The following is a 26387-nucleotide window of genomic DNA, read 5'->3' on the forward strand; positions in this document are numbered from 1 at the left end:
GTTTTACCCCCTCTTAGCGCTTAAGGGTCGAAGCTTATCGGCTGACTGGCGGAGAGCTTTAACCAGACGATTCATATCGTCATCCGTGTGCTCCCATCCCATACTGATACGAATGCCGCTTGCGGCTATTTCCTTATCCTTGCCCATAGCTTGTAAGACCCGACTTGGTTCACTATTCCTGGATGAGCATGCCGATTTGGTCGACACAAGCATTCCGAGTTCCTCCAATGTATGAACCAGCACCTCCGGCTTCAAGCCCGGGTATGAGAAATGAACAATGTGTGGGGCCCCTTTCTCACTGCTGTTCAGTACAAAGTCTGGAATACTCCGGATTTCATTTAGAAGCAGATTACGCAGCTTGCCTATTTTATCATAAAAGGTATCCTGGCGCTCTTGTGCCAGTCTCATTGCCTTCGCAACAGCTACTGCCGAGGCCACGTTTTCGGTTCCGGGTCTCTGACCATTCTCCTGGGAACCACCGACCAATAGAGGAAACAACTGTATCCCCTGTTGTACATATAAAATCCCCGCACCCTTCGGTCCTTTGAATTTATGCGCAGATAATGTATACAAATCTACCTTCCAATCCTCCAGCGAAACGGGAAGCTTACCGAAGCCCTGAACACCATCCACATGGAACAATGTCCGGCTGTTCCTTTCCTTAACCAATCTTCCGATCTCATCTAGAGGCTGAACCGCTCCTGTCTCATTATTCACATGCATTATGCTTACCAATACGGTATCTTTTCTGACCACAGATGCAACTTGAAGCGGATCGACTACCCCATACTCATCCACAGGAACATATGTAACTTCCCATCCTAAACTTTCAAGCTGCTTGCAGCATTCATAAACCGACGGATGCTCCGTTTTCGTTGTAATTATATGCTGTCCCCGGGAGCGGTAGTGCATCGCCACTCCCTTAATGGCTATATTATTACCCTCTGTCGCTCCCGAAGTAAACACAATCTCGGACGATTTTACACCAAGCGTTCCTGCACATACTTCCCTGGCCCGCTTCAGCAGCTTAGCCGCATCCTCGCCAGCCTGGTGAAGAGCTGATGGATTACCATAATGCTGATTCATGATCTCTGCCATTGTCTCCACAACCTCCCTGTAAGGTGGGGTTGTGGCCGCATGATCCCAATATATCATCATTCATTCAGTCTCCTTCCTGTTACCACAAGAAGAAACGCCTGCTACATCCTACATGAGGATGAAGAGCGTTCCTTCGAGAAATATTAGATTATTTATACGTGAAACATATAAATTCCAATACTTGCACAAAAAGATCAAACGGTATAGCCGGCCATGGCCTGTGGCCCGCCGTTTACTCCCCGTTTGATCCTTTCCGTCGCCATATATATCAGAGGCTATACCTCATATTTCGTACGTGCATTCATTACCTTACGAATATATGCCTGTGTCTCCGAAGGAAGTTGATGTGTTTGAGCAAGAAGCTCTGCATCACTGGATACACCCAAACGTGTAACACGGGAAGGACCGGCATTATAGGCAGCCAAAGCCATGGCAATTTCCCCGTCAAACTTCTGCAGTTGATACGATAAATATTTGGCTCCGCCGTCAATATTCTGAGCCGGGTCAAACGAATTGCTAACACCGAGTCCACGGGCTGTACCATCCATCAGCTGCATTAAACCTTTCGCTCCAGCCGATGATACTGCGTTCGGATTAAACGACGATTCCGTATCGATGACCGCTTTGATCAGGGATGTCGGTACTCCGTATTTTTCCCCAGCTACGGTAATTAATTCCTCGAAATTTGTTGTTACTATAGAATCCTCACGAAGATCTGCAGCTGTTACCGATGAAGAACCGGTTACCTGTTCAGCAACCTCGCCTTGGTATTCCACTGTTCCAAGTTGCTGCCACAACAAACCGTCCTCCCATGTAACTCCCGGGCCCAGTTTAATAGTCGTCCCTGAAGAAACAGGAGCACCGCTCATCGCACTGCTTAGTACAGATCCAAAGTCCGTGCTGTTCTCCGTTACTCCCAAACTCTCCGTTAGGCCAAGAGAACCGCTTGTCATGGAACGCTGAAGCTCTACCATACTTCTTGACGTTGCCAGATCAATCTGCATTTCATTCATCACATCTTCCTCTTAGGTTTCAATTTCCATTTTACATCCTTTTGGGACAATCTGCTATACCCATTCGACAAAAAAACAGACAATCCGCACTATAAAATGGCGAATTGTCTGTTTTTTTGTTCAGGGATAATCCTGATGATCATGTTTCGTACCTACCTCGCAAACGGGATCAGAACAAAATAGCTAATGGTTGCCAAAATACCGAGAACCATCGACCACGCTCCGAGCGTTTTGCTGTCTTGAGAGTAGGCATAGAAACCAATGACAGCTGCGATTGGCCCTAAAATCACAGACCACATAAATAATGAGGCAATGCCAATCCCCAATCCTACATATCCTGCTACGCGGCCTGTCGAAACGTAATCAACTTCACTCTCCACGCTTTTGTTGTGCTGGGCACTTCTCCCGACAGGAGGAGCCACCTCAGCTGCATATTCTTCCTCATGATCTTTGCGGGGGTAATCCACACGATTACGTTTGGTGTCAACGACCTTGAAATTGTTTTTCTTGCGTTTTTTGTCTTTACTCAATGCTGCACCTCCCTGTTGTTAAAAGACGATTAAGCGTTATTATGCTTTTTTCGGTTTAAACGTCAAACAGCAAGTTGCAGAAGAAGTGCCAGCGGTATCTTGATGATTGTTAACAAAGTCCTCATCGGCAAACTCATCACCCAGATGCACGTTAGCATGACGATCAATCTCAATCATGATCATTTCGGCACGGCACACATTTTGTTCTCCCCAATAGCTGCAATTACTCACACTGCATTTGACGTATGGTTTGGCTTCATTGGCCATTAGAATCACCTCGTACACATTTTCTCCTTATACGACAAGGTGTATTCACTCAAAGAACTGTCAGTTGGTGTTAAGACGTACAAAAAAAGAGATCACCATATAGGTATCTCTTCATTTGACCTTCAAATTATATAAAATGATTAATTTTAACAATTACGCGTGCTTTCTTTCTGTCTGCATTCGGCGCTCCGTGAGATAATCACTTTCATAGTAGTTTAGATCATCCCGGAGTTCTTCATAAATTTTCGTAATATCCATGATGACGTCTCTTGCCGGACGAATAGGCTTCTTACGGAATCTTATTGCGTCCTGGCCAGTGTATGCATAACGGCCATCCTCGGAATAGCTTTCATTTTTAGGGTAAAAGAAACTGTTTACACAGCGATGATATACATGATACAACTCCTTCTCGGCAAACTCAGCATCAAAATTAGGACGACGCTGGACAATGCCGAGTTTCTCGAAGGAAACCTCCGAAAATGTGAGCAAATGGCGAAGATCGGAAAGAAATCCTTTGTAAAAATGATTTATCTCTTCATCCTGTTCTACAGCTAATTGAGGCAAGGCGTATTCATTCAAAAACGTTTCCATGATGCTTATAGCGGATTTGAGCTTTTCCCTTGTCTCCGCGCACAGATTCTGAAGATTGTCTGCTGGCATTACGGTTGCTCCCCCTTAAATGGTTACTGACCGTCCAAGCATATGCCTGCGGTCAATGATTATGTACTATCCTACCATAAAAAACTTCTTTAAGAAATCCCAATAATGAATCAATCAAGACGCATAAAATAAGCCTTCTCTCCCAACGCTAAAGAAAAATTAATGTTAATCAGTAAGGAGAATGAATATGAATTCACGCCGCCTATGGAGTTTATTGGGTACTGCTGCGATCCTGGGTCTGTTCGTCGTCTTTTTGCTGATTCCTGACCCTAATCTTCCGGAGCAAGCTTCCGGAACACAAAACAAGCCGTTACCACCCAAGGGAGAGAATCGGTTTAAATTAACAGCTATAGAGGGGGACCTGAATACTACCGATCGTTTAAACCGAATGGATGCAAAGCAGCACCTGCAGGCTATGTTAAAGCAGGAGAAGTCCCACAATCCGCAACAAATAAAGCAATTTGTACAGAAGCATCAGCGTACACACGATCATTGTGAAAAATTTGTATGGTACGACTTGAAAAAACGAAAGCAAATCGAAGTGGACGGCAAGACCCAAAACTGGAGTACCCAAGACAAACACCAAATAGAGCAGCATCTGCGACAAGCTGAGCAAAATCTTCAACGTGGAAAAGGGTATGAATCTCCAAAATTTACTGTAGCAGGTAAGCCGTTCTTTATTATTGCAGAGCCTTCAGCGGATCATAAGTACGGTGCCGCTGCTCTAATCAGCATGAAAGTGCTGATGCAAGTATCAGACCATCAAAAGAAAAATTTGCGATTGATTCCTTATCCAAAAGAAGGAAAGTTCAGAGTTGAGTCCGTTCACACGGATACACTCCGGGATATTACAGTCAAGACCGGACATGACAACGAAAAAGCGAGTCATTTCTACGAGAATGAAATTGTAATCCGATTCCAACATGAGCCAACGGATCTGGAACTGAAACAAATCTCCAAGGAGATATCAGCCGGAACTCCTCGTAAACTTGGCTATGCTTATATTTTTCGTTCTGATCGAATGGATTATAAAGCTCTTCACACTTATTTTACTGAGAAATGGAACCCTAAATACGCAGAGCCGCATTACATGTATTTAACGAACGGATTTAGTACCAAAACCAGTGTGAAGAATGACAAAACTTCCGATGACCCAACGCTCGAAAAGGCTAATATTCCAAATGACTTACTTTTTTCCCAGTACCAATGGAACCTCCCTGCTATCGAAACAAATCGGGGCTGGAACTTGTCCAAAGGCAGTGAGGACGTCATTATTGCTGTGGTTGACACGGGTGTAGACCTTGATCATACAGATCTGAGTGGACAATTCGTTAAGGGTTATAACGTTGTGAATCCAAAAAAAATGCCTACTGATGATGTGGGGCATGGCACACATGTAGCTGGCATTATCGGCGCATTGGTAAACAACGGAGAAGGTGTAGCAGGTATGAGCTGGTATAACAAAATCATGCCTGTGAAATCGCTGGACGGCAGCGGATCAGGTACAACCTATGCAGTCGCTGAGGGCATTATTTGGGCAACCGACAATGGCGCTAAGGTTATTAACATGAGCTTGGGTAATTATGCGGATTCGCAATTTCTACATGATGCCATTAAATATGCATATGACCGTGACGTCTTGCTTGTAGCCGCTTCGGGAAATGACAATACGGAGCGCCCGGGTTTCCCGGCAGCTTATCCAGAAGTGCTCGCGGTTGGAGCCACCAATCAGGATATGAGCCGAGCCGACTATTCCAACTATGGGGATTATCTCGATGTCACCGCACCAGGTACAAATATCGCCAGCACCTACCCTGGTAATCAGTACGCATCTCTATCCGGTACATCTATGGCAAGTCCGCATGTGGCTGCAATGGCCGGACTCATCCGTTCAATGAATCCTGATCTGACCAACAGGGAAGTGATGGATCTCATGATTTCTCAAGCCATTGATCTTGGTGAAAAAGGGAAAGACAAGTACTACGGTAACGGTCAAGTCGATGTTTTCCGATCCCTGCAGGCTGCCAGCAATCAGAGTGTACCTCTGCAGCTATGGCCGCAACATATCCTCCAGCGGCTACAAGAAGAGCTTCACAGGTTGAGTCCAAGCGATAACAAGTAAAATAAAGCAGCTTCCGCTTTTATAGGGGAAGCTGCTTTTTTAAGTTTTTCTTATTTATTTCTTGTGCCGGGCGCGTGAAACTCGAGCGGGACGTTTCTTCGGCGATCTGCCGGAAACTGTAACGTCTCGTACTACTTCTTCACTTTCCCTGGAGAACGTCCAAACATGATGTTGTACAGGAACACAATGCACCTTATCTACAACTTTAATCGGATGAATGACAGGTACGATTTGTGGTACAAAATGATCTTTAACAATTATGATTGGCTCACATATGATTGGAGACACCGGTGGACAAACGCTTGGGCACGAAAAAACGCGTACCCTCCCGGCAGATCTAAAAAGATCATCCGGAAAAATACGCGTTATAATCATGCATATACCTGGGTGAAACTATAATAACTGTTGCAGTTAGGAAAGCTTACCATAAGCCGGGTTCTGTGCTCTTCGTGGTCATAACGGGAACTACCCTGCCACCATAAGCGACAATCATCTATCTAGGCCGGTCATTACTGAACGGCTCCAGCGACCAACCTGGACGCGCCTCGGGCTAAGGCTGCTTCCTCGAAAGAAGCTACGTCCCATTAGGTCTTGCTCCAAGTGGGGTTTACCAGGAACGAAGTCACCAGCGTTCCTCGGGGTCTCTTACACCTCGGTTCCATCCTTGCCTGTGCCGCGCAAAGCGGCCATCGGCGGTCCATTTCTGTGGCACTATCCTTCAACTCGCGCTGACTGGACGTTATCCAGCACCCTGCCCTATGGAGCCCGGACTTTCCTCTCGCGGCTCTCGCCGCCAGCGATTGTCTGTTAAACTTTCCGGACAACACTTGATAGTATACAAGGTATTCGGAGCGGATACAACCCATAATCGTTAGCATTTCAAGAGGATTGTTCCATTAATGTTGTTAAATCATGACTTTCCACCGCTCTAACCCAGCAATTTCAAGCTTAAATAAAACGGAAAGGCTCTGTGTTAATGCTTGAAGCTACCACCCGGGTATCATAACGATTTTCTTGTAGCTTGCTCTCCATCCATTCCGTTACTTTCAACTTCATAATCTTCTCAGCGTTGTGGCCCGGATCAATAATGGCGAGGCCAGCTGCTAAAGCGTCTTGAGCTGTATGATAATCCACGTCTCCTGTTACCAGGACATCCGCTCCCTTAAACAATACACTATTCACAAAGCTGCCACCCGAGCCGCCTATGACAGCAGCCTTTTTGATCATGCGATTGAGATCCCCTACAACACGGACATGAGGTACATCCAGCTGTTCTTTAACGATGTCCACCATTGCAGCAAGTGTTACCGGTTGACTCAGCTTTCCAACCCGGCCCAAGCCGAGGGATCGGCCTTTTAGATCCATCGGATACAGATCATAAGCCACTTCCTCATAAGGATGGGCTTTGAGCATCGCTTGTACCACCTTGTTACGGATGTTTAGCGGAACAATTGTCTCGATTCGGACTTCATCCACCCGCTCCATTTGCCCCTGCTTACCTATAAATGGATCCGTCCCTTCTCTAGGAATAAAGGTACCAAAGCCCTCAATGTTGAAGCTGCAGTGGCTGTAATTGCCGATCCAACCGGCTCCAGCGTTCAATACCGCATCCAATACTTCTTGATGGTGGCTCTTCGGCACAAATACAACCAGCTTGGATAGCTGCTCTGTATGAACATCATGAATCGGCACTGTGTTTTCCATACCTAGCGCTTCAGCCATCCAATCGTTCATTCCACCTTCCGTCACATCCAGATTAGTGTGGCTTATGTATACGGCAATATCATGTTTAATCAGCTTCTCGTATACCTTACCCATCGGCGTGTCTGTTTGCAGCTGCTTCAACGGGCGGTAAATAATCGCATGGTGGGCAATAATCAGATCTGCCCCCAGTTCGATGGCTTCTTCCACCACTTCTTCATTCACATCCAGTGCGATTAATACGGTCTTGATTTCCTTTTGCAAAGTACCGAGCTGCAGTCCAATCCGGTCATCCGGCATGGCTACATGCTTCGGAGCCAGCTGTTCCATATATTGTATTACAGTTTGTCCTTTAGCAAACATGCCAGCACCTCCTGTATATGTTTAATGTCTGCTGTAATCTCTCGCGATTTCTCCTCTGCTGAGGCCAGTTCAGATTTAGATAAGGAACGGAGAATACTGTTCAGCTTATCTACTTCTGATCTCCACTTGGCATGAAACACAGAAGTCGGTCTCTGTATCAGCCACGGTCCTAACCGAAGCAGCCATTTCGGCGAAAGAACAACGCCTTCATCGAGAATGCGTTCCTTATACAAGGTCTCATTCGTAATGTCGAGGTCAGACTGTCCCTCTGGTACAGCGATAAACACCTCGTAAATCTTACCGTCTTCCTCCAAAATATGCTCGTTAATCAGTAACCAGTCATGCTCCAACAGCCACTGGCGAAGTGTATCTTCACCTACATTCGGCTGAAGCACCAATCTGCTGACACCGCTGAGCTTGTCCAACCCACGATCAAGAATGGAGGCAATTAGTCCTCCTCCCATACCGGCAATGGTTATCACATCCACTTCACCGGGTTCCAATACTTCTAGACCGTCTCCACGGCGTACGGTGATAATCTCCGTTAACCCAACTTCTTTTACCTGTTTGGCAGCTGCCTGATATGGTCCTGCATTCACTTCCCCTGCTACAGCCGAGACGCAGATCCCTGACTGAACGGCTGCTGTTGGCAGAAGTGCATGATCGGAGCCGATATCCGCAAGACGGCTTCCAGGAGGAATATGATCCAATATTAACTGTAATCGATTCGATAATTTCATGATGACACCCACGCAATCCATTTTTTTCGTAATACAAATAACAACACGAACGCTATCAAAGCCTTGATCAGTATCCAGTAAAGCTGATCCTGTGGTGTCTCCCCTCTCAGGAGAATCAGATCAACCTGAGGGATGAACCAAAAGGTTACTCCTACTGCAAACAACGCAGGTGACAGGCGATTAAACTTATAATGCACCAACCAGGTCAGTCCAATTGCAAGCACACTCAGAGGTAACCACCAAAGCTCAACCTCTATCGACGACATCTCGGGAGCAATAAATGCGGATAATTTGGCATACAGAACTGCCCAGCCCAAAAAGCCACAATATTGGAGCAAACTCATGTTTAACCAATACCCTACCAAACACCATATAAAACTGCAAATCAAGATCAGTAATGGCACCCAATATTGGTCATTAACTTCTTGTATATGTATGACAGCTACTCCCATTGCAAGCATCAGAAGACTTCCAGCGGCAGCGCCCATATATCCCCACAAAGTATGACCGTGTTTCCTGAACACTGCAGCAATTCCATAACAGAATGTTGTGACAAAAAAGATGGAAGCAATTTGCAATGACCAGGGAAAAGAGCTAAAATAAAGACCAATAAAACAAATGAAGGAAATAATCCCAAAACAAAGAAACCATAATTTCAAGTTTCTCCCTGATTAGGAGCTTGATTCCATATTAGACGCGACCTTTCGTTTTAGGGCTAAGAAAAAGGACCTTACTGCGATAATTTGCAGAAGGTCCAATGACTTACTCCTATTCCAGAAAATCCTTCAGACGCTTGCTGCGGCTCGGATGGCGGAGTTTACGAAGCGCTTTGGCCTCAATCTGACGTATCCGTTCACGAGTAACACCAAATACTTTGCCGACTTCCTCAAGTGTTCTTGTCCGTCCGTCATCAAGTCCAAAACGAAGACGAAGCACATTTTCCTCACGTTCTGTGAGTGTATCCAGCACATCTTCCAACTGCTCTTTTAGCAGTTCGTAAGCCGCCGCATCGGCAGGTGCCAGAGCTTCCTGATCTTCGATAAAGTCTCCCAAATGGGAATCGTCTTCTTCACCGATTGGTGTCTCTAAGGAAACTGGTTCCTGTGCAATTTTCATAATCTCGCGGACTTTCTCAACGCTCAGCTCCATCTCCGCTGCAATTTCCTCAGGAGACGGCTCACGTCCGAGCTCTTGCAATAGCTGCCTGGATACTCTGATCAATTTGTTGATCGTCTCCACCATGTGAACGGGAATCCGAATGGTACGGGCTTGGTCAGCGATCGCACGTGTAATGGCCTGACGAATCCACCATGTAGCATACGTGCTGAATTTATAACCCTTTTTGTGATCGAATTTCTCGACGGCTTTGATCAGTCCCATATTGCCCTCTTGAATCAAATCCAGGAACAGCATTCCTCGACCGACATAGCGCTTGGCAATACTTACAACGAGACGGAGGTTAGCTTCAGCGAGACGTCGCTTCGCTTCTTCATCCCCATTCTCAATCCGTTTTGCCAATTCCACTTCATCATCTGCAGACAACAATGGTACGCGTCCGATCTCTTTCAAATACATACGCACAGGGTCGTTGATTTTGATACCCGGAGGCAGAGACAAGTCGTCATCAAATCCACCGAAGTCGTCGTTATTGTTCTCATCTTGATCGTCAGATTGGCGGTGACTGGTTTCCTCATCACTCTCGTTATTTACCTCAATCCCCAAATCGCCGAGTTGCTCGTAGAATTCCTCCATTTGCTCGGGATCCTGATCAAAAGGAGACAATTTCTCCATAATATCTTTGTAGCTCAGTACGGATCTCTTTTTACCCTGTTCAATCAACTGATCCTTTACTTGATCCAGTGTAAATTCCGTTTCTAGTTCAGTATGCTGATCATTCGCCATCTTTCGACTCCCTCCTCCCTAGAAACATTCAAGCTGGGCCGTCACTGTCTCTCTAGGGCAATAATCTCACTTGCAATTTGCGCGGCACGCATAAAATCACCGGAACGTTCCGCCTTCATCATTTCTTCCTTTTTCTGATCAATCTGTTTCTGCTTAGGATATTTTAGTACTTCACGTATGCAATCATCGAGTACTTGAATATTCCAGTCCGTAGGATTATCCATCATGGAAATAGAGCTAACCGTCATCTCAAGCCGATCATCATGAAGCGATGACATGAACCGGCTGATATCCGGTGGTTTGTCCTGTGCGTAATAAGCATATAGATAAGCAGCAATCGCTGCATGATCATTAATATTAAACGCTTCTCCAAGATTATCGCCCACATAACGGGCTGCCTCAGCATCCTGAAGCATCAGAGACAATAACCGCCGTTCTGCAGCATGATACGCCGGCAGTAGCGTTGGAGCGGAAATCTGCCCTTTTTTATGCCTACCATTATTCCACCTTTTTTCCTTATTATCCCCACTGTCCATCTTTTTTTGTAACGATTGTCTCAACAGATTGCAATCCTGCTTGAGACTTTCATAAGAAAGGTTAAGTTCTGAAGATAACTCCCTCAAATAAACTTCGCGTTCGGTTGAAGAATTCAGGACGGCAATGATCGGAAGTGCTTCCTTCGCATACGATATCTTGCCTTCTTCTTCTAGCAGTATATGGTTTTTTTTCAGATATATAAGTTTAAATTTCGTGGTCGAAACGGCTGACTCCACCACATGTCTGAACCGCTCCGTACCATACTTGCGGAAGTAGTCATCTGGATCCAATCCGTCACTCATAACCGAAATTCTTACTCTGAGGCCGGCATTTTCAAGCAGTGGTATGACTTTCATTGCAGCAGCCAACCCAGCTTTATCTCCGTCATAAGTTACAACGACTTCTTCTGCCATGGACTTCATAAGTGCTGCCTGGTTCTCTGTCAGAGAAGTCCCCATCGTTGCCACTACATTGTGAAAACCCGCTTCCCAGGTAGATATAACGTCGCCGTAACCTTCGCATAATACGATCTGACGCAATTTGCGTATGGACGTCTTGGCCTGGTTCAGGTTGTACAAAGTGCGGCTCTTGTTAAACAACAAGCTCTCCGGGGAATTCAGGTACTTAGGCTGTCCCTCCCCTAAGATCCGGCCGGCAAAAGCAATCACTCTGCCATTCCGGTCATGTATCGGGAACATTACCCTTCCTCTGAATTTATCCAGGTAACCCTCACTCTCATGTCTTGCGGACAGCAGCCCGCCTTTCTCCATCTCTTTCAAATCAAAGGTTCGCTTACTCAAAAATTGAACCAGTGTGTCCCATCGGTCGGGTGCAAAACCAATTTGGAATTGATCTATAATTTTGTCATTCATACCGCGTGAGCGTAAGTAAGCCATCGCTTCCTTGCCGTGCTCTGTATTTTTCAAAAGAAAATGATACAGCTTGGCAGTCAACTCATAAGCCTCATATAAACGCTCCTTCTCCGGATTGCGCGGGATGACTGGACCACCCTGACCTTCCGGTAAGGCGATGTCATTCTCTTCTGCCATGGTCTTTACAGCTTCGGGAAAGGAAAATCCTTCGATTTCCATTCTAAATTTAATGGCATTACCGCCTTTGCCGCAGCCATAGCAGTAAAAGATTTGGCGCTCCGGTGTAACCGTAAAGGAAGGGGTCTTCTCTGAATGGAAGGGGCATAAACCCTTCATGTATTTCCCCTGTTTGGTAAGATGCACGTACTTGCTGACCGTGTCGACAATATCGCTTCGGGCTAGTACTGCCTCGATGACCTCATCCGATATATTTCCTTGACCGGTACTCATCCCAACCACCTTCATCTCTTTAGCACGTAAATAGTATTCGCTATGAGTGTTCGTTCTCCTGCAATTTCTGCAAAAGTTTTGTCAGTTTATGTTGAAAAATTCTCCGGTCCTCATCCATCATTTTCTTGGGGCCTTTGCCGTAATGCCCCGCTTTTCTCGCCTTGGCTTGGTGATGCCTGGAATCAAGCAAAAAATCGATATCCTGATCACTGAATATCCGTCCACGAAACGACAGCACTTGACAGGATTTTGATAAGGCCAGTGCAGCCAATCCATAATCCTGCGTAACGACAATATCACCGCGCGCTATGTGGTTGGCAATGTACAAGTCGGCACTCTGATCACTGCGATCCACCTGAACGGTCTGGATTCCCTCCTCTTCACGGAGCAGATGATCGTAGGAGGATACCAGCAGGACAGGAACGTGGAACGCTCTGGCTGTCTCGGCGATTTCTTTCTTAACAGGGCAGGCATCACCATCTACAACGATGTGTATTGGACGTGTTAACGTCATGGGCATCACCGGATTTCGAATTAATAATATCGCTATATATATTATATACGTCTTATAAGGATTAAAATCCTTCTTCTTGAACTCTATATAAGGCAATCCTCTTTTTTCCAATGGGGCCAAGGAATAACGAAAGCGGCCGCCCTCTCATAAAGGCCCCGCTTTCGTCAATTAACACATTCAATCTTCAGTTCTGCTCCATTAGCTATTACTGGAAATCAAGCAAGACTTAGCAGTCATACTGCAACTACCACACCAGTTTGGCAAAATCAGCATAACGCTTCAAATCTCTGTCTATACCGGACAGGAGAGCCAAGCGGTTTGCCTTTACTGCTTCATCCTCGGCCATAACCATAACGGAATCAAAGAATCCCGTGATTCGCTCCTTAAGTCCGCTGAGCAGGGACAAGGCACGCTCACCGTTTGACTCTGTCATAGCGACCTCATATGGCTGACGGATTGCCAGCCATGCCTCGTGAAGCTTGCTCTCTTCTGCTTCTGTGAACAAACCTGGATTAACGGCAATTTTTCCGGCTTTAGCAGCCAAATTGCTTACCCGGTTAAAGGATTCCACAATGGTTTTGAAATCGTCTGTGCTATTGATTGCATCCATAAGTGCATTCCCACGTGATACAACCGAAACGACATTATCAAATCCCGCCGAGATAACGGCATCCACGACATCATATCTTTGTTCCTCAGACAAAAGCTTCTTAACACGCAGATTGAAGAATTCATAAAGATCTTTGCGTATTTCATCGCTTGAGCGTTTCAGCACACGAATATCTTCATGGACAGAAAGGGCAATTCCAAACACATCGGACAACGTAACAGGCAGTTTGTGCTCCAGAATAATCTGTACAATTCCCTGTGCTTGACGGCGCAGAGCATATGGATCTTGAGAACCTGTAGGAATGATACCTATCGAGAAGCAGCCTACAATCGTATCGATTTTATCGGCTATGCTAATGATTGATCCTACGTGAGTGGAAGGCACAGCATCTCCTGCAAAGCGCGGTTGATAATGCTCAAACACGGCTTTCGCTACGCTCTCCTTCTCTCCAGCCTTACGCGCATAGTCTTCACCCATAACACCTTGGAGTTCAGGAAACTCATAAACCATTTGGGTTACCAGATCAAATTTGCAAATATCTGCAGCACGGCTGACCGAGTCGGCTGCCTCCGCAGGTACAGCCAATTTTACAGCAAGGCTGTCGGCTATGCGGCCGATCCGGCGGACTTTATCACCGATCGTTCCCAGCTCCTCATGGAACACGATGCTTTCAAGCTTGGAGAGAGCCTCCTTAATTTGCAGCTTCTGATCCTCTTCGTAGAAAAACTTGGCGTCAGACAAGCGGGCACGCAGTACCTTTTCATTCCCCTTAGCAATAACGTCAAGGGAACGGCTGTCACCGCTGCGGACTGTAACAAAGTACGGAAGCAGCTGGCCTTGTTTATTTAGAACAGGGAAGTAACGCTGATGCTCGCGCATGGACGTAATGAGAACATCCTGCGGAATTTGAAGGAACGATGGATCGAAAGTACCGAACAGTACCGTCGGCGTTTCAACCAAGAACAGAACTTCTTCCAGCAAATCTTCCTTTACGGCTATATTCCAATCTTTTTCCTGAGCGAGAGCGTTGATTTGGGATACGATCATCTCTTGACGTTCCTTTACATCAACGATGACATGCTGACCTCTAAGCACATCCACATAAGCCGAAGCTTCCGGAATGACGGCTTCGCCGCCAAGGAATCGGTGGCCTCTCGTTACATTGCCGGACTTTACTCCCGTAATCTCCATGTCAATCACATCAGAACCGAGCAGCGCGACAATCCACTTGATAGGACGGACGAATTTGAATTCATATTGGCCCCATCTCATGTTCTTAGGGAATGTCATCGAGGTGAGAATGCCGTTCAATCCTTCAGCCAAAATCTCAGAGGTCTTCACGCCGATACTGTTCTTCGTTACGTAGATATACTCAACGCCTCCCAGCTCCTTAAACGTAAAGCTGTCGGGTTCAACACCCTGGCTGCGCGCAAAACCAAGTGCCGCTTTGCTCCAATTTTCGTTCTCATCCAGCGCAATCTTACGCGAAGGTCCTTTGACTTCCTCACTAACGTCCGTCTGTTTCTCCGCTACATCCTTTACAAGTACAGCCAGTCGGCGCGGCGTCGCATACGACTTCACTTCACCGAATGCAACCCGGGATGCTTCTAACCACTTGACCGTTCTATCTTCCAGCTGCTCCATCGCCGTACGTAGAAAACGCGCAGGTACTTCTTCCAGTCCGATTTCAAACAATAAATCCTTAGCCACGATCAGCGCCTCCTTTCTTAATCAGCGGGAATCCAAGCTTTTCACGTTCTTCCAAATAAGTAGCTGCCACTTGGCGGGCCAGATTCCGGACACGCATAATGTAACCCGTTCTCTCCGTCACACTGATCGCGCCACGGGCATCAAGCAGGTTGAACGTATGAGAACATTTCAAAACATAGTCGTATGCCGGAAACACCAAATGCTGGCTCATCGCCTTGTTGGCCTCTTCCTCATACATGTTGAACAGCGTGAACAGCATCTTCACATCGGATACCTCAAAGGTATACTTGGAATGCTCAAATTCCGGTTGCTTGAACACGTCACCATACGTAATTCCGTCAACCCATTCCAGATCAAACACATTTTCTTTGTCCTGGATATAGGATGCCAAGCGTTCCATACCGTAAGTGATTTCCACAGCTACCGGGTTCGCGTCTATGCCTCCGACCTGCTGGAAGTACGTAAATTGTGTAATTTCCATACCATCAAGCCATACTTCCCAGCCAAGCCCCCAAGCGCCCAGCGTTGGCGCTTCCCAGTTATCCTCTACAAAGCGGATATCATGATCCAGCGGTTCAATACCGAGACGCTTCAAACTTTCCAGGTAGAGCTCTTGGATATTGTCCGGAGACGGCTTGATGATGACCTGGAACTGATGATGCTGGTACAATCGGTTTGGATTTTCTCCGTATCGTCCATCCGCCGGGCGGCGGGAAGGCTCCACATAAGCTACATTCCACGGCTCCGGTCCAATTGATCGCAGGTAGGTCATCGGATTCATTGTTCCTGCGCCTTTTTCCGTGTCGTACGGTTGTACGATAATACAATTCTGTTCCGCCCAAAATTGCTGCAGCGTCAAAATCATTTGCTGAAAATTCATGACATTTAGCTCCTTCACACCGTTTTTAAATCCTATTTCGTCTCTGTATTCGCTCTGCACAACAAAAAAGCTCTCGCCCTATGTCTGTTGTACAGACATAGGGACGAGAGCTGTAGCTTCCCGCGGTTCCACCCTACTTGGTCCCAATAAGGACCCACTTTATCACGTACAGCATGCTCCCGGAGGCCATGTTCATGGATTTCTTCCGCCGGACTCCCACTATCACCAGCTCGCTGTAAAAATTGGACCAAAACCCATTACTTTTCCGTTCAACGCATGTCAATATTCAAATTAGAAACTTTAACATATGATACCTAATTTTTTTCCGGACGTCAAATGTCGTATTTGTCCATTTGATCGAGAAAGTTTTGCGACTTTAACCGTAAACCGAGCTGCATATCCATCAGCGCTCTCATGATCGCTTTAAGTTCTGCCTTGGTGGTGTCCTTTACATCAATATTACCCAGCCTTCTGAGATCAAGTCGAGCAAACACCCGAAGCAGCTTCAACGTCTTGGGAGATACGGACATAGCCGGAGGGTCCAGATGCTTGCAGCGCCGGCACAGAACACCTCCAAGCCTTGGACTGACTAACATCTCTTCGTCAGCCCTCTCCTGACCGCAAGAGATGCAGACGTCCAATTCCGGGCCATAACCGGCTGCCTGTAGTATTTTCATTTCGTACAGATTGATTATTATTTGTATATCCTTATCTTCCTGAAGTGCCGTAAGACAAGCTTTCAACTGATGAAACCAAAAAGCACCCGTCTCCTCATCCTGAAGCACCCGATCAAGCAGCTCGCAGGCATATGAGGAGTAGGCAGCTTTCATGAGATCCTCCCGGAGAATGTGATGAGACTCAATAATCTCTCCGGTATTTAATGTTCCAAGCCCGGTTCCATTCCTAAAAAACACGTATTCTCCATAAGTGAAGGGCTGTGTCAGAGCAGCATGACGGCTCTTTATTTTCTTCGCTCCACGGACCAGAACCCCTACTTTGCCTGATTTTTCGGTGCAAAGTGTAATGATCTTGTTCCCTTCACCGTAGTCCATGCTGCGGATGACGATCCCTTCCGCCCTGTGTAGCATGCCTTATCCCCCAACCATTCCTGAAGCAGCCAAATATCATTCGTTCTCTTCATATTCTACAGCCTCTTCTTCTGCGGTCGTGCTTGCGAGTTCCGTACTGCCATCGGACTCCTTATACAACAAATAAGCATCGACATCTCCAGTCATTGCAAAATACTTCCACGAAAAATCTCGCATTCGTATTCATCCTTTCTTCGGAAATGGCGTCTGCATCTACAAGAATAGGATGTGCTTTGACACTGGATTTATGATTTGCAATTGTTGGCAGGAGTCCAAGTACGATAACAGCAGCTCAATTATAATCATGACACGCACTCAATATACTGAGTATGATTATTTTCCGCGATGAAACCCGAGATCCCGAAGAACGCGCTCTTGGTTACGCCAGTCTTTTTTAACTTTCACCCACAACTCAAGGAAAATTTTGGAGCCAAGCAATCGCTGGATGTCCTGACGTGCCTGTCGGCCAACTTCCTTCAACAATGAGCCTTGCTTTCCGATAATAATTCCTTTTTGAGAATCACGCTCCACAAAAATAACAGCAGATATATGAACCGTTCCATTCTCCTCCACACGCATATCTTCAATGGTGACAGCAATAGAATGAGGTACCTCTTCCCGGGTCATATGCAGTATTTTCTCGCGAATCAATTCGGCGCAGACGAACTGCTCCGGATGATCCGTTACCTGATCCTCAGGATAATACTGTGGGCCCGGTGGTAAATACTTCTGGATCTGATCCAGCAGTGTATTTACATTGTTGCCCATTTTGGCCGAGATCGGTACAATTTCCGCAAAATCAAGCAGCTTCCGATATTCTTCAATTAGCGGCAGCAGAGCCGTCGGTTCAATTTTATCAATTTTGTTCATGACGAGAATTACCGGTGTACGGATCTGCTTCAGCTGCTCGGCGATAAAGCGGTCACCCCCGCCAAAGCCTTCTGAAGCATCCACCAGGAACAGCACTGCCTCCACCTCGCCCAATGTTCCAAGCGCGGTCTGATTCATATAGTCCCCGAGTTTAGATTGGCGTTTATGAATCCCGGGTGTGTCCAAAAATACGACCTGTGAATCGTTTGTCGTATATACCCCGTGTATTTTATTGCGAGTTGTCTGTGGCTTATCCGACATGATGGCGATCTTCTGACCAATCACCTGATTCATAAGCGTCGATTTACCGACGTTGGGCCGACCGATAATAGCTACAAAACCCGATTTAAACGTTTTTTTCTGCATATATTCCTCCGCGATAGTTCCTCTATTGTTTCTGCAGCTTGTATTGCGAGTTACTAGTATTACATGTTACTTAGATTCCAAATTCCAAGGACCAAACGCCCCAGGCAGCAGTTCCCCCACAGTCGTCTCCTGGATATCGCCCTTCATATTGCCCAGGATAACCTTCATGTCAGGCTTGCACAACTCCACCAGCACCTGCCGGCATACGCCGCATGGAGCACAAGGTCCTTCGGTATCCCCTACCACGGCAATCGCTTGGAAGCTACCTGGCTTATGTCCGTCAGCAATCGCCCGAAACAGTGCGGTTCGCTCTGCGCAGTTTGTCGGTCCGTAAGCTGCGTTTTCAACATTGCAGCCATGGTGAACTTCACCGTTAATATCCAACAGAGCCGCGCCAACACCGAAATTCGAATAAGGAATGTAGGCCCGCGCGCGTGCCTTAATCGCTTCCTGCATCAATGCTCTTGTGTCCATGACAATCCCTCCTGAGAATCGAAATCGTTGTTCTATACCCATTATTGTGAATGATCAAAACCGCTGCCGATAGATCCAATCCAGGATATGATCGGCTCATAAAATACCATGATCCCGACAACTACAGCAAACAGAGCGGTAATCAACACCGCCCCTGCGGCTGTATCCTTGGCAATACGGGCCAAGGGATGAACGTTAGGAGATACCAAGTCAACCACAGCTTCCACCGCTGTATTTATCAATTCCGCCGTAATAACTAAGGTTACGGCAAGCCCCAGAAACAACCAACGTACTGGTGTCAGCCCCAACAGAGCCGCGGCTGTAAATACTACAACAGCAGCTGCTGTATGAATCTTCATGTTTCTTTCGGCTTTAAAGGCGTGAATGATGCCTTGAACTGCATAATTGAAGGTGGACCGTAGGGAAGACCTTTGCGGTTTCACTAACGGGTCAACCCCACTTCAGCTAGAACCGCTTCTTGTTTCCCCATCATAACGGCTTCACTTGCCTCATCCTGATGATCGTACCCTAGCAAATGCAAGAAGCCATGAACGAACAGAAAGCCTAGCTCACGTTCCAGTGAATGGCCGTATTCCTCACTTTGTAGCTTAGCCCGCGGAACAGAGATAATAATATCTCCCAGTACATCAGGCACGTCTCCGAGCTCATTTTCGTCATCCAGTTCGTAAATGATCTGAAGCTCTTCGTCCGTCTCCTCATTCATAGCAAAAGATAGAACATCTGTCGGCCGGTCAATTCCACGGTATTCCTTATTCAGTTCATGAATCTGACCGTCGTCAACAAAGGTGAGGTCTACCTCACCTTCTGTTATCCCTTCGACCGTTCCAGCTTGTTGCAGAATCCGTTCGAGAAGAGAGATCAGTTCATCAGAAATGACAAAATCCTCTTGTTCATTGTTCCATACCAGCTGCAGACTCATCCTCAAATGCTCCTTCTTTTGTCTTCTTTGGAGTCCGAATTTCCGGAATCCGCCGGTTCTTGTTGTTTTGGCAAACTGTCCTGCTTCGGCTTCTTAATCTCCTCTGGATATTCAATCCGGGAGTGGAAAATACCCATGACGGTTTCCTTCAACGTCTTGGCAATAATATCGAGTTCTTTCATCGTCAGATCGCACTCATTAAATTGATGGTCATCCAAACGGCTTTTAATGATCTTCTCGATCATTGATTCCACTTGATCCACCGTTGGCTTTCGCAGAGAACGAACTGCGGCCTCTACACTGTCAGCAATTCCAACAACGGCCGCTTCTTTAGACTGTGCCTTCGGTCCCGGATAGCGGAAATCATCCTCAGTGAAATCTGGTTCAATTCCCTGCTCCTCAGCCTGCCGAAGTGCCTTGTGGTAAAAAAAGTGTAAAAACGTTGTCCCATGATGCTGTTCTGCAATATCACGGATCGGCTTAGGTAGCTGATAATCCTTTTGCATTTCCACGCCATCCCGAGCATGAGCCACAATAATTGACTTGCTCAGCTTGGGATCAATGGAATCATGAGGATTTTCCATGTTGTTCTGGTTCTCAATAAAGTAAATAGGACGCTTTGTTTTGCCGACATCATGATAATAGGATCCCACTCGGCATAACAATCCGTCAGCCCCGATTGCTTCAGCCGCTGCTTCTGACAGGTTACCAACCATAACACTGTGGTGATAGGTTCCTGGCGTTTCCGTCAGCAACTTTCGAAGTAGCGGATGGTTCGGGTTCGACAGCTCCACAAGCTTAAGCGGCGAAAGAATACCAAAGGTAACCTCGAAGAACGGCATCAGACCAATAACGAGCACGGCTGTCAGAATGCCGCCGGCAATCGCAAACGCTAAAGCATATAAAGATTCTACTCTAGTCCAAGAGGAATCCTGAATCAGCATCATGATCAGAACCGACATTGCCCCGAACAGTGAGACCATAATCCCACCCTTAAGCAAGGTGGAACGCTGACTAGCCCGGTGAATCGAAAAGATTGCCACACAGGATGTCACTATGGCAAAAAATCCGAAGCTGAAATCGAACACTTCACCTTTGTCCACATTCAGTATGACACTCGCCATAATACTGAATATGATCGCACTAAAGTAAGCCAAATGCATGTCCAAAAGCAGTGTCACCAGTATAACCCCGATCGCAACCGGCGCTAAATAACCGATGTACGTACGCGCCTCACTTTGCAGAACTCCAGCCAGATGCATAGAGATTAGCGTAATGACATAGATCAGCACCATCATAAGAACTTGGGAATTATTATACTTGAACATATTCATATCCGACTGACGGATAAACATCAGGATTCCAAGTGATAGCAAGATGGAAAACAGCAGAATGCCCAGCTCAGGCCAATAGTTAACCTCATCCTTGAGCAGCCCGTTTTTACCGAGCAGTTCATACAGCTCAGGCGTTATAAGTTGACCCTTCTCAACAAGAACATCACCTTGCTTGATAAACACAGGCGGCGTATTTTCCCGTTCCGCAACCTTGGCTTCCTTGGTAGCCACTTCGTTATAAAACTTGTTGGCCGTGATGGATGCACGTGCAAGTTCCTGAACAACTTCTCTTGAAGTTCGGTCATTGAGCTTGCTAGCACTAACAAGCTCAGCTACCTTAGCTCTGGCTGTCTGCGCATCCACAATCTCATTCATCAGACGTGATACGATATCCCTCGCTACCGACTTTATCTGGGTTATATCATCAGGATTTAGCCTCGGAATTTTGATAAATGTCTCTTCCGGTATGCGGTAAGCCTGTTGATCAATAACCTTCTTCATTTCTTCAAGCAGCTCGGGTGGATACGTTTCGGTGCCTTTGTTGCTTGCAATAAAGTTACTCACGAAATCATCAACGCGCTGCGGGATTTCCTGCCGGTAGATCGCGATCTTGTCCTGCACGGAAACCTCATCCTGATTCAAACGGTCAATGCGCTCAAACAGTTGGGTAACCAACACATCATTGCGCAGCGGTATATATGTATATATGGGCTGTACCCGCTCGGCTGCCTCTTCCTGGGCTTTCAGAGTCGCCTTGTTGTCCTCAATTTGCACAGGGGCAGCAATGCTCTTCTCACTGCGCGTACCAACCTGAATATCATAACGTTCAGGGAGCAGCTTTACCGAGAGACTGATATAAAAGAGTAGCGCAAGCAATAAAAACAGAATATAGCGTGTCGCCACGCTATATTTCCAACCGTAGTTTTTAACAGATATGGACTTGTCTGTCGATGGTTCTTTGGAGGCCATAGCGACAATCCCCTTTAATCTTGGTTTTCTGCAGCTTTGTCATATGCAACGATGATTTTTTGTACTAAAGAGTGCCGTACAACGTCCTGCTCCGCAAAGTAGACGAATCCGATATCATCAATCTCGTTCAGGATGGTTTTCGCTTCGACCAAACCTGATTTTTTACCCCTTGGCAGGTCAATCTGGGTTACGTCTCCCGTTATGACCATTTTTGATCCAAAACCGAGCCGTGTCAAAAACATCTTCATCTGCTCAGGCGTCGTATTCTGAGCTTCATCCAAAATAATAAATGAATCGTCCAGCGTCCGTCCCCGCATATAAGCAAGCGGCGCAATCTCAATCAGCCCTCTTTCAAGAGCTTTCACTACTTGATCCGGTCCCATAACATCGTGCAGCGCATCATATAGGGGTCTTAGATATGGATCGACCTTTTCCTGAAGATCGCCTGGAAGAAAACCAAGGCTTTCACCAGCTTCGACTGCCGGGCGAGTAAGAATAATCCGTTTCACCGTGCCTTCCTTAAGCGCAGTTACTGCCAATACTACAGCAAGGTAGGTTTTCCCTGTACCTGCCGGTCCGATGCCAAACACGACATCTTTTTTCTTAATACTGGTAACGTAATGTTTCTGTCCGATCGTCTTCACTCGAATCGGTTTACCCCGGAACGTCGTCGTGATCTCACCTTTATACAGATCCAACAGCTGATCAGCACGCAGATCCTTTGCCAAATCAACCGCATAAAGGACATCTCTCTCGGTCAGGATATAGCCATTGCGAACAAGCTGAAGCAGAACATCAAACAGCTGCTGAAGACTTTCCACATGACGCTGCTCACCGGAGATATTGATAATGGCTTCTCTTGAAGCGATCCTGGCGGGAATTTCCGATTCGATAATCTTTAAAAAAGAATCCTGCGGTCCGAACAAAGAGAGTCCTTCAGACGCGCTTTGCAAATAAATCTGAATGCTGGTCGTTTGCTGTGACAAATTAGCCTCATTCTCCTTGATTGTATACTATGGGAAGTTCTTTTGCGATGGTCTCTTCCACCTCAAAAAGTACTTTCATATAAACTTTACCATTCTCTTTCTTATCATGCAAAATTTTTTGGCTCACCAGCCTGGTTTCTGAACCGTATTTAGCCAAAATATCCCGATATGCGCCCTCTAATCCTTCTTTCTTGGCTTCTTCCTCTGTCACAGTTTGACTGCTCTCACTTACCTCCATCACCTTTTCGGTCATCCAGCCGATCGGAAGTGCTCGCGAGCGCCATGTTAGCGGATCATACATTGTCAGCGTCTCATGTTTCTCGAACGGAACATCCCCGTACCCCCACAACTGAACAGCACGATTTCCAAGGACCAAGTAAGACTTTTTGGATGCTTCACCGGTATATATTTTCCGTTTTTTCACAAGGGGCACTTCGATCTGATATTCATGCCATACAAGCCCCTTCACTTCCCCTTTAGCAACAACGGATTTCGCATTCTCCTCATCCCCTAAAATACCCGAAATCAAGATATCTCCTTTCTTCACCCGAGAATTGATCTGAACCTTCGGGATACCCTTCTCTGCGTAAATATGAGTAATCACGGCATCACTGGTGCTTACAAGATGCCGCGGGCTTAACAGCTCAGGCTTTTTGGGAACCGATGCCTCGACAACCTGAATCCGGATGCTCGTACCATTTCTCTCCACACCAACCCACGAGGTTCCGGGTAAACGGGTCGTCAGATTAGTAGAAAGCTTGTCCAGTGATTTCAGTCTGAAAATCCATTGATAAGGGTATAACCCTTCCTGTTTCGCTACCTCCAGTACGTCCTCGGAAGCTATGGTCTTATTCCCTTCTACACTCACGTTCCATACCATAGAGGATAAAACCATAAGGATCGCAAAAAACATGACCACTCCAACCACAAACACTTTGCGTTTCAGCAACCGTAAAGCACGGAACGGCAAGCCGTACCGTTCAAGGATGCGAGTTCTGCAGCCTGTCCGCTTTAACAAAGGGCGCAGCCCCTTGAAATCGATAAGTAGCAGTTTGAACTCTGCGGAATGCGTCCCTGTTGGTCTTACATCCCAAACCGGAGTTCCCGCCTCCGCCAATGCATTAATAAATGCTTCTACATGCTCCCCACGCACCGTAAGCTTTAAATAACCACGTAAAAATATCATTGTCGGTATGTTCACGGTCTCTCCCCCGTTCCTATGTATTGGATATTATTAATCGTGCCTTCAATCGTTACTTCACTACTCTGAATTGCTCGGATGGAGAGACCAGATCCCGTTATTTCCATAGAGCCCTGGTTAAGAGACAATATAAGCTTATCCGCGGAAAAATGGCGGACACCGCGGTGGTTTTCGATATGCAGCTCTTTATTGCCGATCAGGGTCAACCGCGGCAAGTCGAACAATAGATCCTGCGGCAAGTCGAGCATTTCCTGAGTCCATTTTTGCAGCTTGCGGCTGATGCGGGACATATGAAGGCCTTCCCCCCTTCCTGTACTGTACACCTTATGAGCAGTAAGCCCTTTTTATGCAAGTTGAACGGCTTCTCGAACCGTTGAAATGGAAGATATTCATACACGCTTTCAGCGAACACGTGGGTAGGCGCTCAAAGATTTTAGGTTAATTCCAATGCAAAAAAGACCGCTTTCGTCAATGACGAAAGCGGTCTTCGTGTTCATACTTTTATTGCCGTCTAATATCCTCAGATTCCCCTAATGACGGCGTCCCATAGGTCTTTTGGAGCGGGGAGGCCCCAGAATTTCGGACCAAATAACTCCTTTTCTAGCCTGATCAGCAAGATTCGACTCATTTCGCTGCGATTTACCACCGGTATCTGTAACCTCAACCAATGATTCTGGTATGTGTGAGGTCATTCTATCCAGTTGTTTATGGATCTGGTCCAGCTCTGCCTGCATGTTTCGCTTGCGCTGCTCCATGCTGTCTCTGGCCGTGTGAGGATCATCCAATTCCGACAGAACATCATACCGAGATTCAAAATCAGCAGAAGACTCGTAAGTTCTCTCCCGTTCTTCGTAGTACGTGTTAAACTCCTCATTTTCATCGTCATCGAACTGATCGTTTGACCGCTTATCGGCTGCCTGACCCGTCGGAACTTCTGTACCGGGCCGCGACTGAACGCGCCGAACCTGCTGTCCTGGGCGTGCTGCCTTAGCTGATCTTGGCCCCTGTTCGGCTGAATCCCCCCCTCCTCCGAAGGTAGGCATCCGGTTCGGCTTGTTTTCATTACTGCCCTTGCCTAATTTACCAAGCGAGGAGAGGATAAAGAAAACAATAACCGCCACGATGTATATATTATCAAGAATCCATTCCATCAGTGGCTCGCCTCATCTCTACTTGTTATTTTTAGGAGTGTCCGGTCCGTCCGAATTCTCGCTCATCTTGCCAAGGGAACCTCTCATTTGGGTATCCGCTTCAATATTTTTAAGATTCATATAATCCATAACACCAAGTTTGCCGCTTCTAAGTGCTTCAGCCATAGCCAAAGGTACTTGGGATTCGGATTCAACCACGCGCGCTCTCATTTCCACAACTTTTGCTTTCATTTCCTGCTCTTGCGCAACAGCCATTGCACGACGCTCTTCCGCTTTTGCCTGAGCAATCCGCTTATCGGCTTCAGCTTGCTCGGTTTGCAGGTAAGCACCAATGTTCTTGCCTACATCTACGTCCGCGATGTCAATTGACAGAATTTCGAATGCTGTACCAGCATCCAGCCCTTTGGACAGAACAGTTCTAGAAATAAGATCTGGATTCTCTAATACGTCTTTATGAGACGCTGAGGAACCAACCGTAGTAACGATACCTTCACCGACACGGGCAATAATTGTCTCTTCACCCGCACCACCGACGAGGCGATCGATATTCGCGCGAACGGTAACCCGAGCTTTAACTTTCACTTCAATACCGTCTTTGGCAACAGCCGCAACGGTAGGCGTCTCGATAACACGAGGGTTTACACTCATCTGTACGGCTTGAAGCACGTCACGTCCTGCGAGGTCAATCGCAGCAGCACGTTCGAATTCAAGCGGAATGTTTGCACGCTGCGCTGCGATCAGCGCATTAACAACGCGGTCCACGTTACCTCCCGCCAAGTAGTGACTTTCCAGCTGGTTAATATTCAATCCCAAACCGGCTTTCGTTGCCTTGATGAGCGGATTCACGATACGACTTGGGGTTACACGACGCAGTCGCATGGCCACCAGCGTAATAATTCCGACACGAACACCGGAAGCAATAGCCGAGATCCAGAGCATCAGCGGGAAGAAGCTGAAAAACACGCTCAGTACGATGATCGCTACGACCCCGATCAGTAGAATGGTAATTAAAGAACTATCCATCTAACACATCATCCTC

General features: G+C 46.7%; 26 protein-coding genes and 1 other RNA gene. 1 reads left to right on the forward strand and 26 read right to left on the reverse strand.

Annotated elements, in window-relative coordinates:
- Positions 1 to 3: 3 nt before the first annotated feature.
- From AC2TF5_RS19740 to AC2TF5_RS19760, 5 genes are all read right to left on the reverse strand, one after another.
- On the reverse strand, positions 4 to 1155 hold the full coding sequence (locus AC2TF5_RS19740) for a cysteine desulfurase family protein (RefSeq protein ID WP_491302946.1): 1152 nt from the start codon (positions 1153 to 1155) through the stop codon (positions 4 to 6).
- A gap of 218 nt (positions 1156 to 1373) precedes the next feature.
- Positions 1374 to 2102, reverse strand: a complete 729-nt coding sequence (locus AC2TF5_RS19745; protein ID WP_491302947.1) for a lytic transglycosylase domain-containing protein — start codon at positions 2100 to 2102, stop codon at positions 1374 to 1376.
- Between the two features lie 161 nt (positions 2103 to 2263).
- On the reverse strand, positions 2264 to 2641 hold the full coding sequence (locus AC2TF5_RS19750) for a hypothetical protein (protein WP_491298861.1): 378 nt from the start codon (positions 2639 to 2641) through the stop codon (positions 2264 to 2266).
- Between the two features lie 39 nt (positions 2642 to 2680).
- Complete coding sequence (locus AC2TF5_RS19755; protein WP_491302948.1) at positions 2681 to 2908, reverse strand: DUF1540 domain-containing protein; 228 nt, start codon at positions 2906 to 2908, stop codon at positions 2681 to 2683.
- A 153-nt stretch (positions 2909 to 3061) separates the two neighbouring features.
- Positions 3062 to 3568, reverse strand: a complete 507-nt coding sequence (locus AC2TF5_RS19760) for a YpuI family protein (protein ID WP_491298862.1) — start codon at positions 3566 to 3568, stop codon at positions 3062 to 3064.
- A gap of 187 nt (positions 3569 to 3755) precedes the next feature.
- Here AC2TF5_RS19760 and AC2TF5_RS19765 point away from each other — a divergent pair, with 187 nt between their 5' ends.
- Complete coding sequence (locus AC2TF5_RS19765) at positions 3756 to 5690, forward strand: S8 family peptidase (protein ID WP_491298863.1); 1935 nt, start codon at positions 3756 to 3758, stop codon at positions 5688 to 5690.
- Between the two features lie 412 nt (positions 5691 to 6102).
- On the opposite strand, the gene rnpB is transcribed toward AC2TF5_RS19765, so the two are convergent.
- The 21 genes from rnpB to floA all read right to left on the reverse strand — a co-directional run bounded on the left by rnpB (position 6103) and on the right by floA (position 26371).
- Positions 6103 to 6506, reverse strand: an RNA gene (rnpB, locus tag AC2TF5_RS19770) — RNase P RNA component class A.
- Positions 6507 to 6638: 132 nt separating this feature from the next.
- Positions 6639 to 7754 carry a Nif3-like dinuclear metal center hexameric protein gene (locus AC2TF5_RS19775; protein WP_491298864.1) on the reverse strand — a complete coding sequence of 372 codons (1116 nt, stop codon included), beginning with the start codon at positions 7752 to 7754 and terminating at the stop codon, positions 6639 to 6641.
- Positions 7730 to 8494 (reverse strand): tRNA (adenine(22)-N(1))-methyltransferase, encoded by a 765-nt coding sequence (locus tag AC2TF5_RS19780; protein ID WP_491298865.1) that lies wholly within the window; start codon positions 8492 to 8494, stop codon positions 7730 to 7732. Before AC2TF5_RS19780 ends, AC2TF5_RS19775 begins: the two co-directional genes overlap by 25 nt.
- Positions 8491 to 9153 (reverse strand): hypothetical protein, encoded by a 663-nt coding sequence (locus AC2TF5_RS19785; protein ID WP_491298866.1) that lies wholly within the window; start codon positions 9151 to 9153, stop codon positions 8491 to 8493. Before AC2TF5_RS19785 ends, AC2TF5_RS19780 begins: the two co-directional genes overlap by 4 nt.
- Positions 9154 to 9262: 109 nt before the next feature.
- Complete coding sequence (rpoD, locus tag AC2TF5_RS19790; RefSeq protein WP_491298867.1) at positions 9263 to 10396, reverse strand: RNA polymerase sigma factor RpoD; 1134 nt, start codon at positions 10394 to 10396, stop codon at positions 9263 to 9265.
- A 41-nt stretch (positions 10397 to 10437) separates the two neighbouring features.
- Complete coding sequence (dnaG, locus tag AC2TF5_RS19795; RefSeq protein WP_491298868.1) at positions 10438 to 12255, reverse strand: DNA primase; 1818 nt, start codon at positions 12253 to 12255, stop codon at positions 10438 to 10440.
- 40 nt (positions 12256 to 12295) lie between these two features.
- Positions 12296 to 12769 (reverse strand): YaiI/YqxD family protein, encoded by a 474-nt coding sequence (locus AC2TF5_RS19800; protein ID WP_491298869.1) that lies wholly within the window; start codon positions 12767 to 12769, stop codon positions 12296 to 12298.
- A 244-nt stretch (positions 12770 to 13013) separates the two neighbouring features.
- Positions 13014 to 15089 carry a glycine--tRNA ligase subunit beta gene (gene glyS, locus AC2TF5_RS19805; RefSeq protein WP_491298870.1) on the reverse strand — a complete coding sequence of 692 codons (2076 nt, stop codon included), beginning with the start codon at positions 15087 to 15089 and terminating at the stop codon, positions 13014 to 13016.
- Positions 15082 to 15969 (reverse strand): glycine--tRNA ligase subunit alpha, encoded by an 888-nt coding sequence (gene glyQ / locus AC2TF5_RS19810; RefSeq protein ID WP_208915086.1) that lies wholly within the window; start codon positions 15967 to 15969, stop codon positions 15082 to 15084. The genes glyS and glyQ overlap by 8 nt, the downstream gene beginning before the upstream one ends.
- Positions 15970 to 16301: 332 nt before the next feature.
- A complete protein-coding gene (gene recO / locus AC2TF5_RS19815) occupies positions 16302 to 17057 on the reverse strand; it encodes a DNA repair protein RecO (protein WP_491298871.1) in 756 nt (251 codons plus the stop codon).
- A gap of 36 nt (positions 17058 to 17093) precedes the next feature.
- Positions 17094 to 17234: a YqzL family protein gene (locus tag AC2TF5_RS19820; protein ID WP_208915088.1), complete on the reverse strand. Its 141-nt coding sequence runs from the start codon at positions 17232 to 17234 to the stop codon at positions 17094 to 17096.
- 156 nt (positions 17235 to 17390) lie between these two features.
- A complete protein-coding gene (gene era / locus AC2TF5_RS19825; protein WP_491298872.1) occupies positions 17391 to 18293 on the reverse strand; it encodes a GTPase Era in 903 nt (300 codons plus the stop codon).
- 66 nt (positions 18294 to 18359) lie between these two features.
- On the reverse strand, positions 18360 to 18767 hold the full coding sequence (locus AC2TF5_RS19830) for a cytidine deaminase (protein ID WP_491298873.1): 408 nt from the start codon (positions 18765 to 18767) through the stop codon (positions 18360 to 18362).
- 41 nt (positions 18768 to 18808) lie between these two features.
- Positions 18809 to 19210, reverse strand: a complete 402-nt coding sequence (locus tag AC2TF5_RS19835; protein ID WP_491298874.1) for a diacylglycerol kinase family protein — start codon at positions 19208 to 19210, stop codon at positions 18809 to 18811.
- Positions 19210 to 19707, reverse strand: coding sequence for an rRNA maturation RNase YbeY (gene ybeY / locus AC2TF5_RS19840; RefSeq protein WP_491298875.1), 498 nt, complete (start codon positions 19705 to 19707; stop codon positions 19210 to 19212). The genes AC2TF5_RS19835 and ybeY overlap by 1 nt, the downstream gene beginning before the upstream one ends.
- Before the next feature lie 2 nt (positions 19708 to 19709).
- Positions 19710 to 22010: an HD family phosphohydrolase gene (locus AC2TF5_RS19845; protein WP_491298876.1), complete on the reverse strand. Its 2301-nt coding sequence runs from the start codon at positions 22008 to 22010 to the stop codon at positions 19710 to 19712.
- A gap of 14 nt (positions 22011 to 22024) precedes the next feature.
- The gene (locus tag AC2TF5_RS19850; protein ID WP_491298877.1) at positions 22025 to 22996 is read right to left on the reverse strand and encodes a PhoH family protein; all 972 of its coding nucleotides are present in this window, start codon (positions 22994 to 22996) and stop codon (positions 22025 to 22027) included.
- Between the two features lie 7 nt (positions 22997 to 23003).
- Entirely contained in the window at positions 23004 to 24197 is a 1194-nt protein-coding gene (yqfD, locus tag AC2TF5_RS19855) for a sporulation protein YqfD (protein WP_491298878.1), read from the reverse strand.
- Positions 24194 to 24487 (reverse strand): sporulation protein YqfC, encoded by a 294-nt coding sequence (yqfC, locus tag AC2TF5_RS19860; RefSeq protein WP_491298879.1) that lies wholly within the window; start codon positions 24485 to 24487, stop codon positions 24194 to 24196. Before yqfC ends, yqfD begins: the two co-directional genes overlap by 4 nt.
- Before the next feature lie 240 nt (positions 24488 to 24727).
- A complete protein-coding gene (locus AC2TF5_RS19865) occupies positions 24728 to 25348 on the reverse strand; it encodes a YqfB family membrane protein (RefSeq protein ID WP_491298880.1) in 621 nt (206 codons plus the stop codon).
- A gap of 18 nt (positions 25349 to 25366) precedes the next feature.
- Positions 25367 to 26371, reverse strand: coding sequence for a flotillin-like protein FloA (gene floA / locus AC2TF5_RS19870; RefSeq protein ID WP_491298881.1), 1005 nt, complete (start codon positions 26369 to 26371; stop codon positions 25367 to 25369).
- Between the last annotated feature and the right edge of the window lie 16 nt (positions 26372 to 26387).

Source organism: Paenibacillus sp. JNUCC 34, from assembly GCF_058269055.1.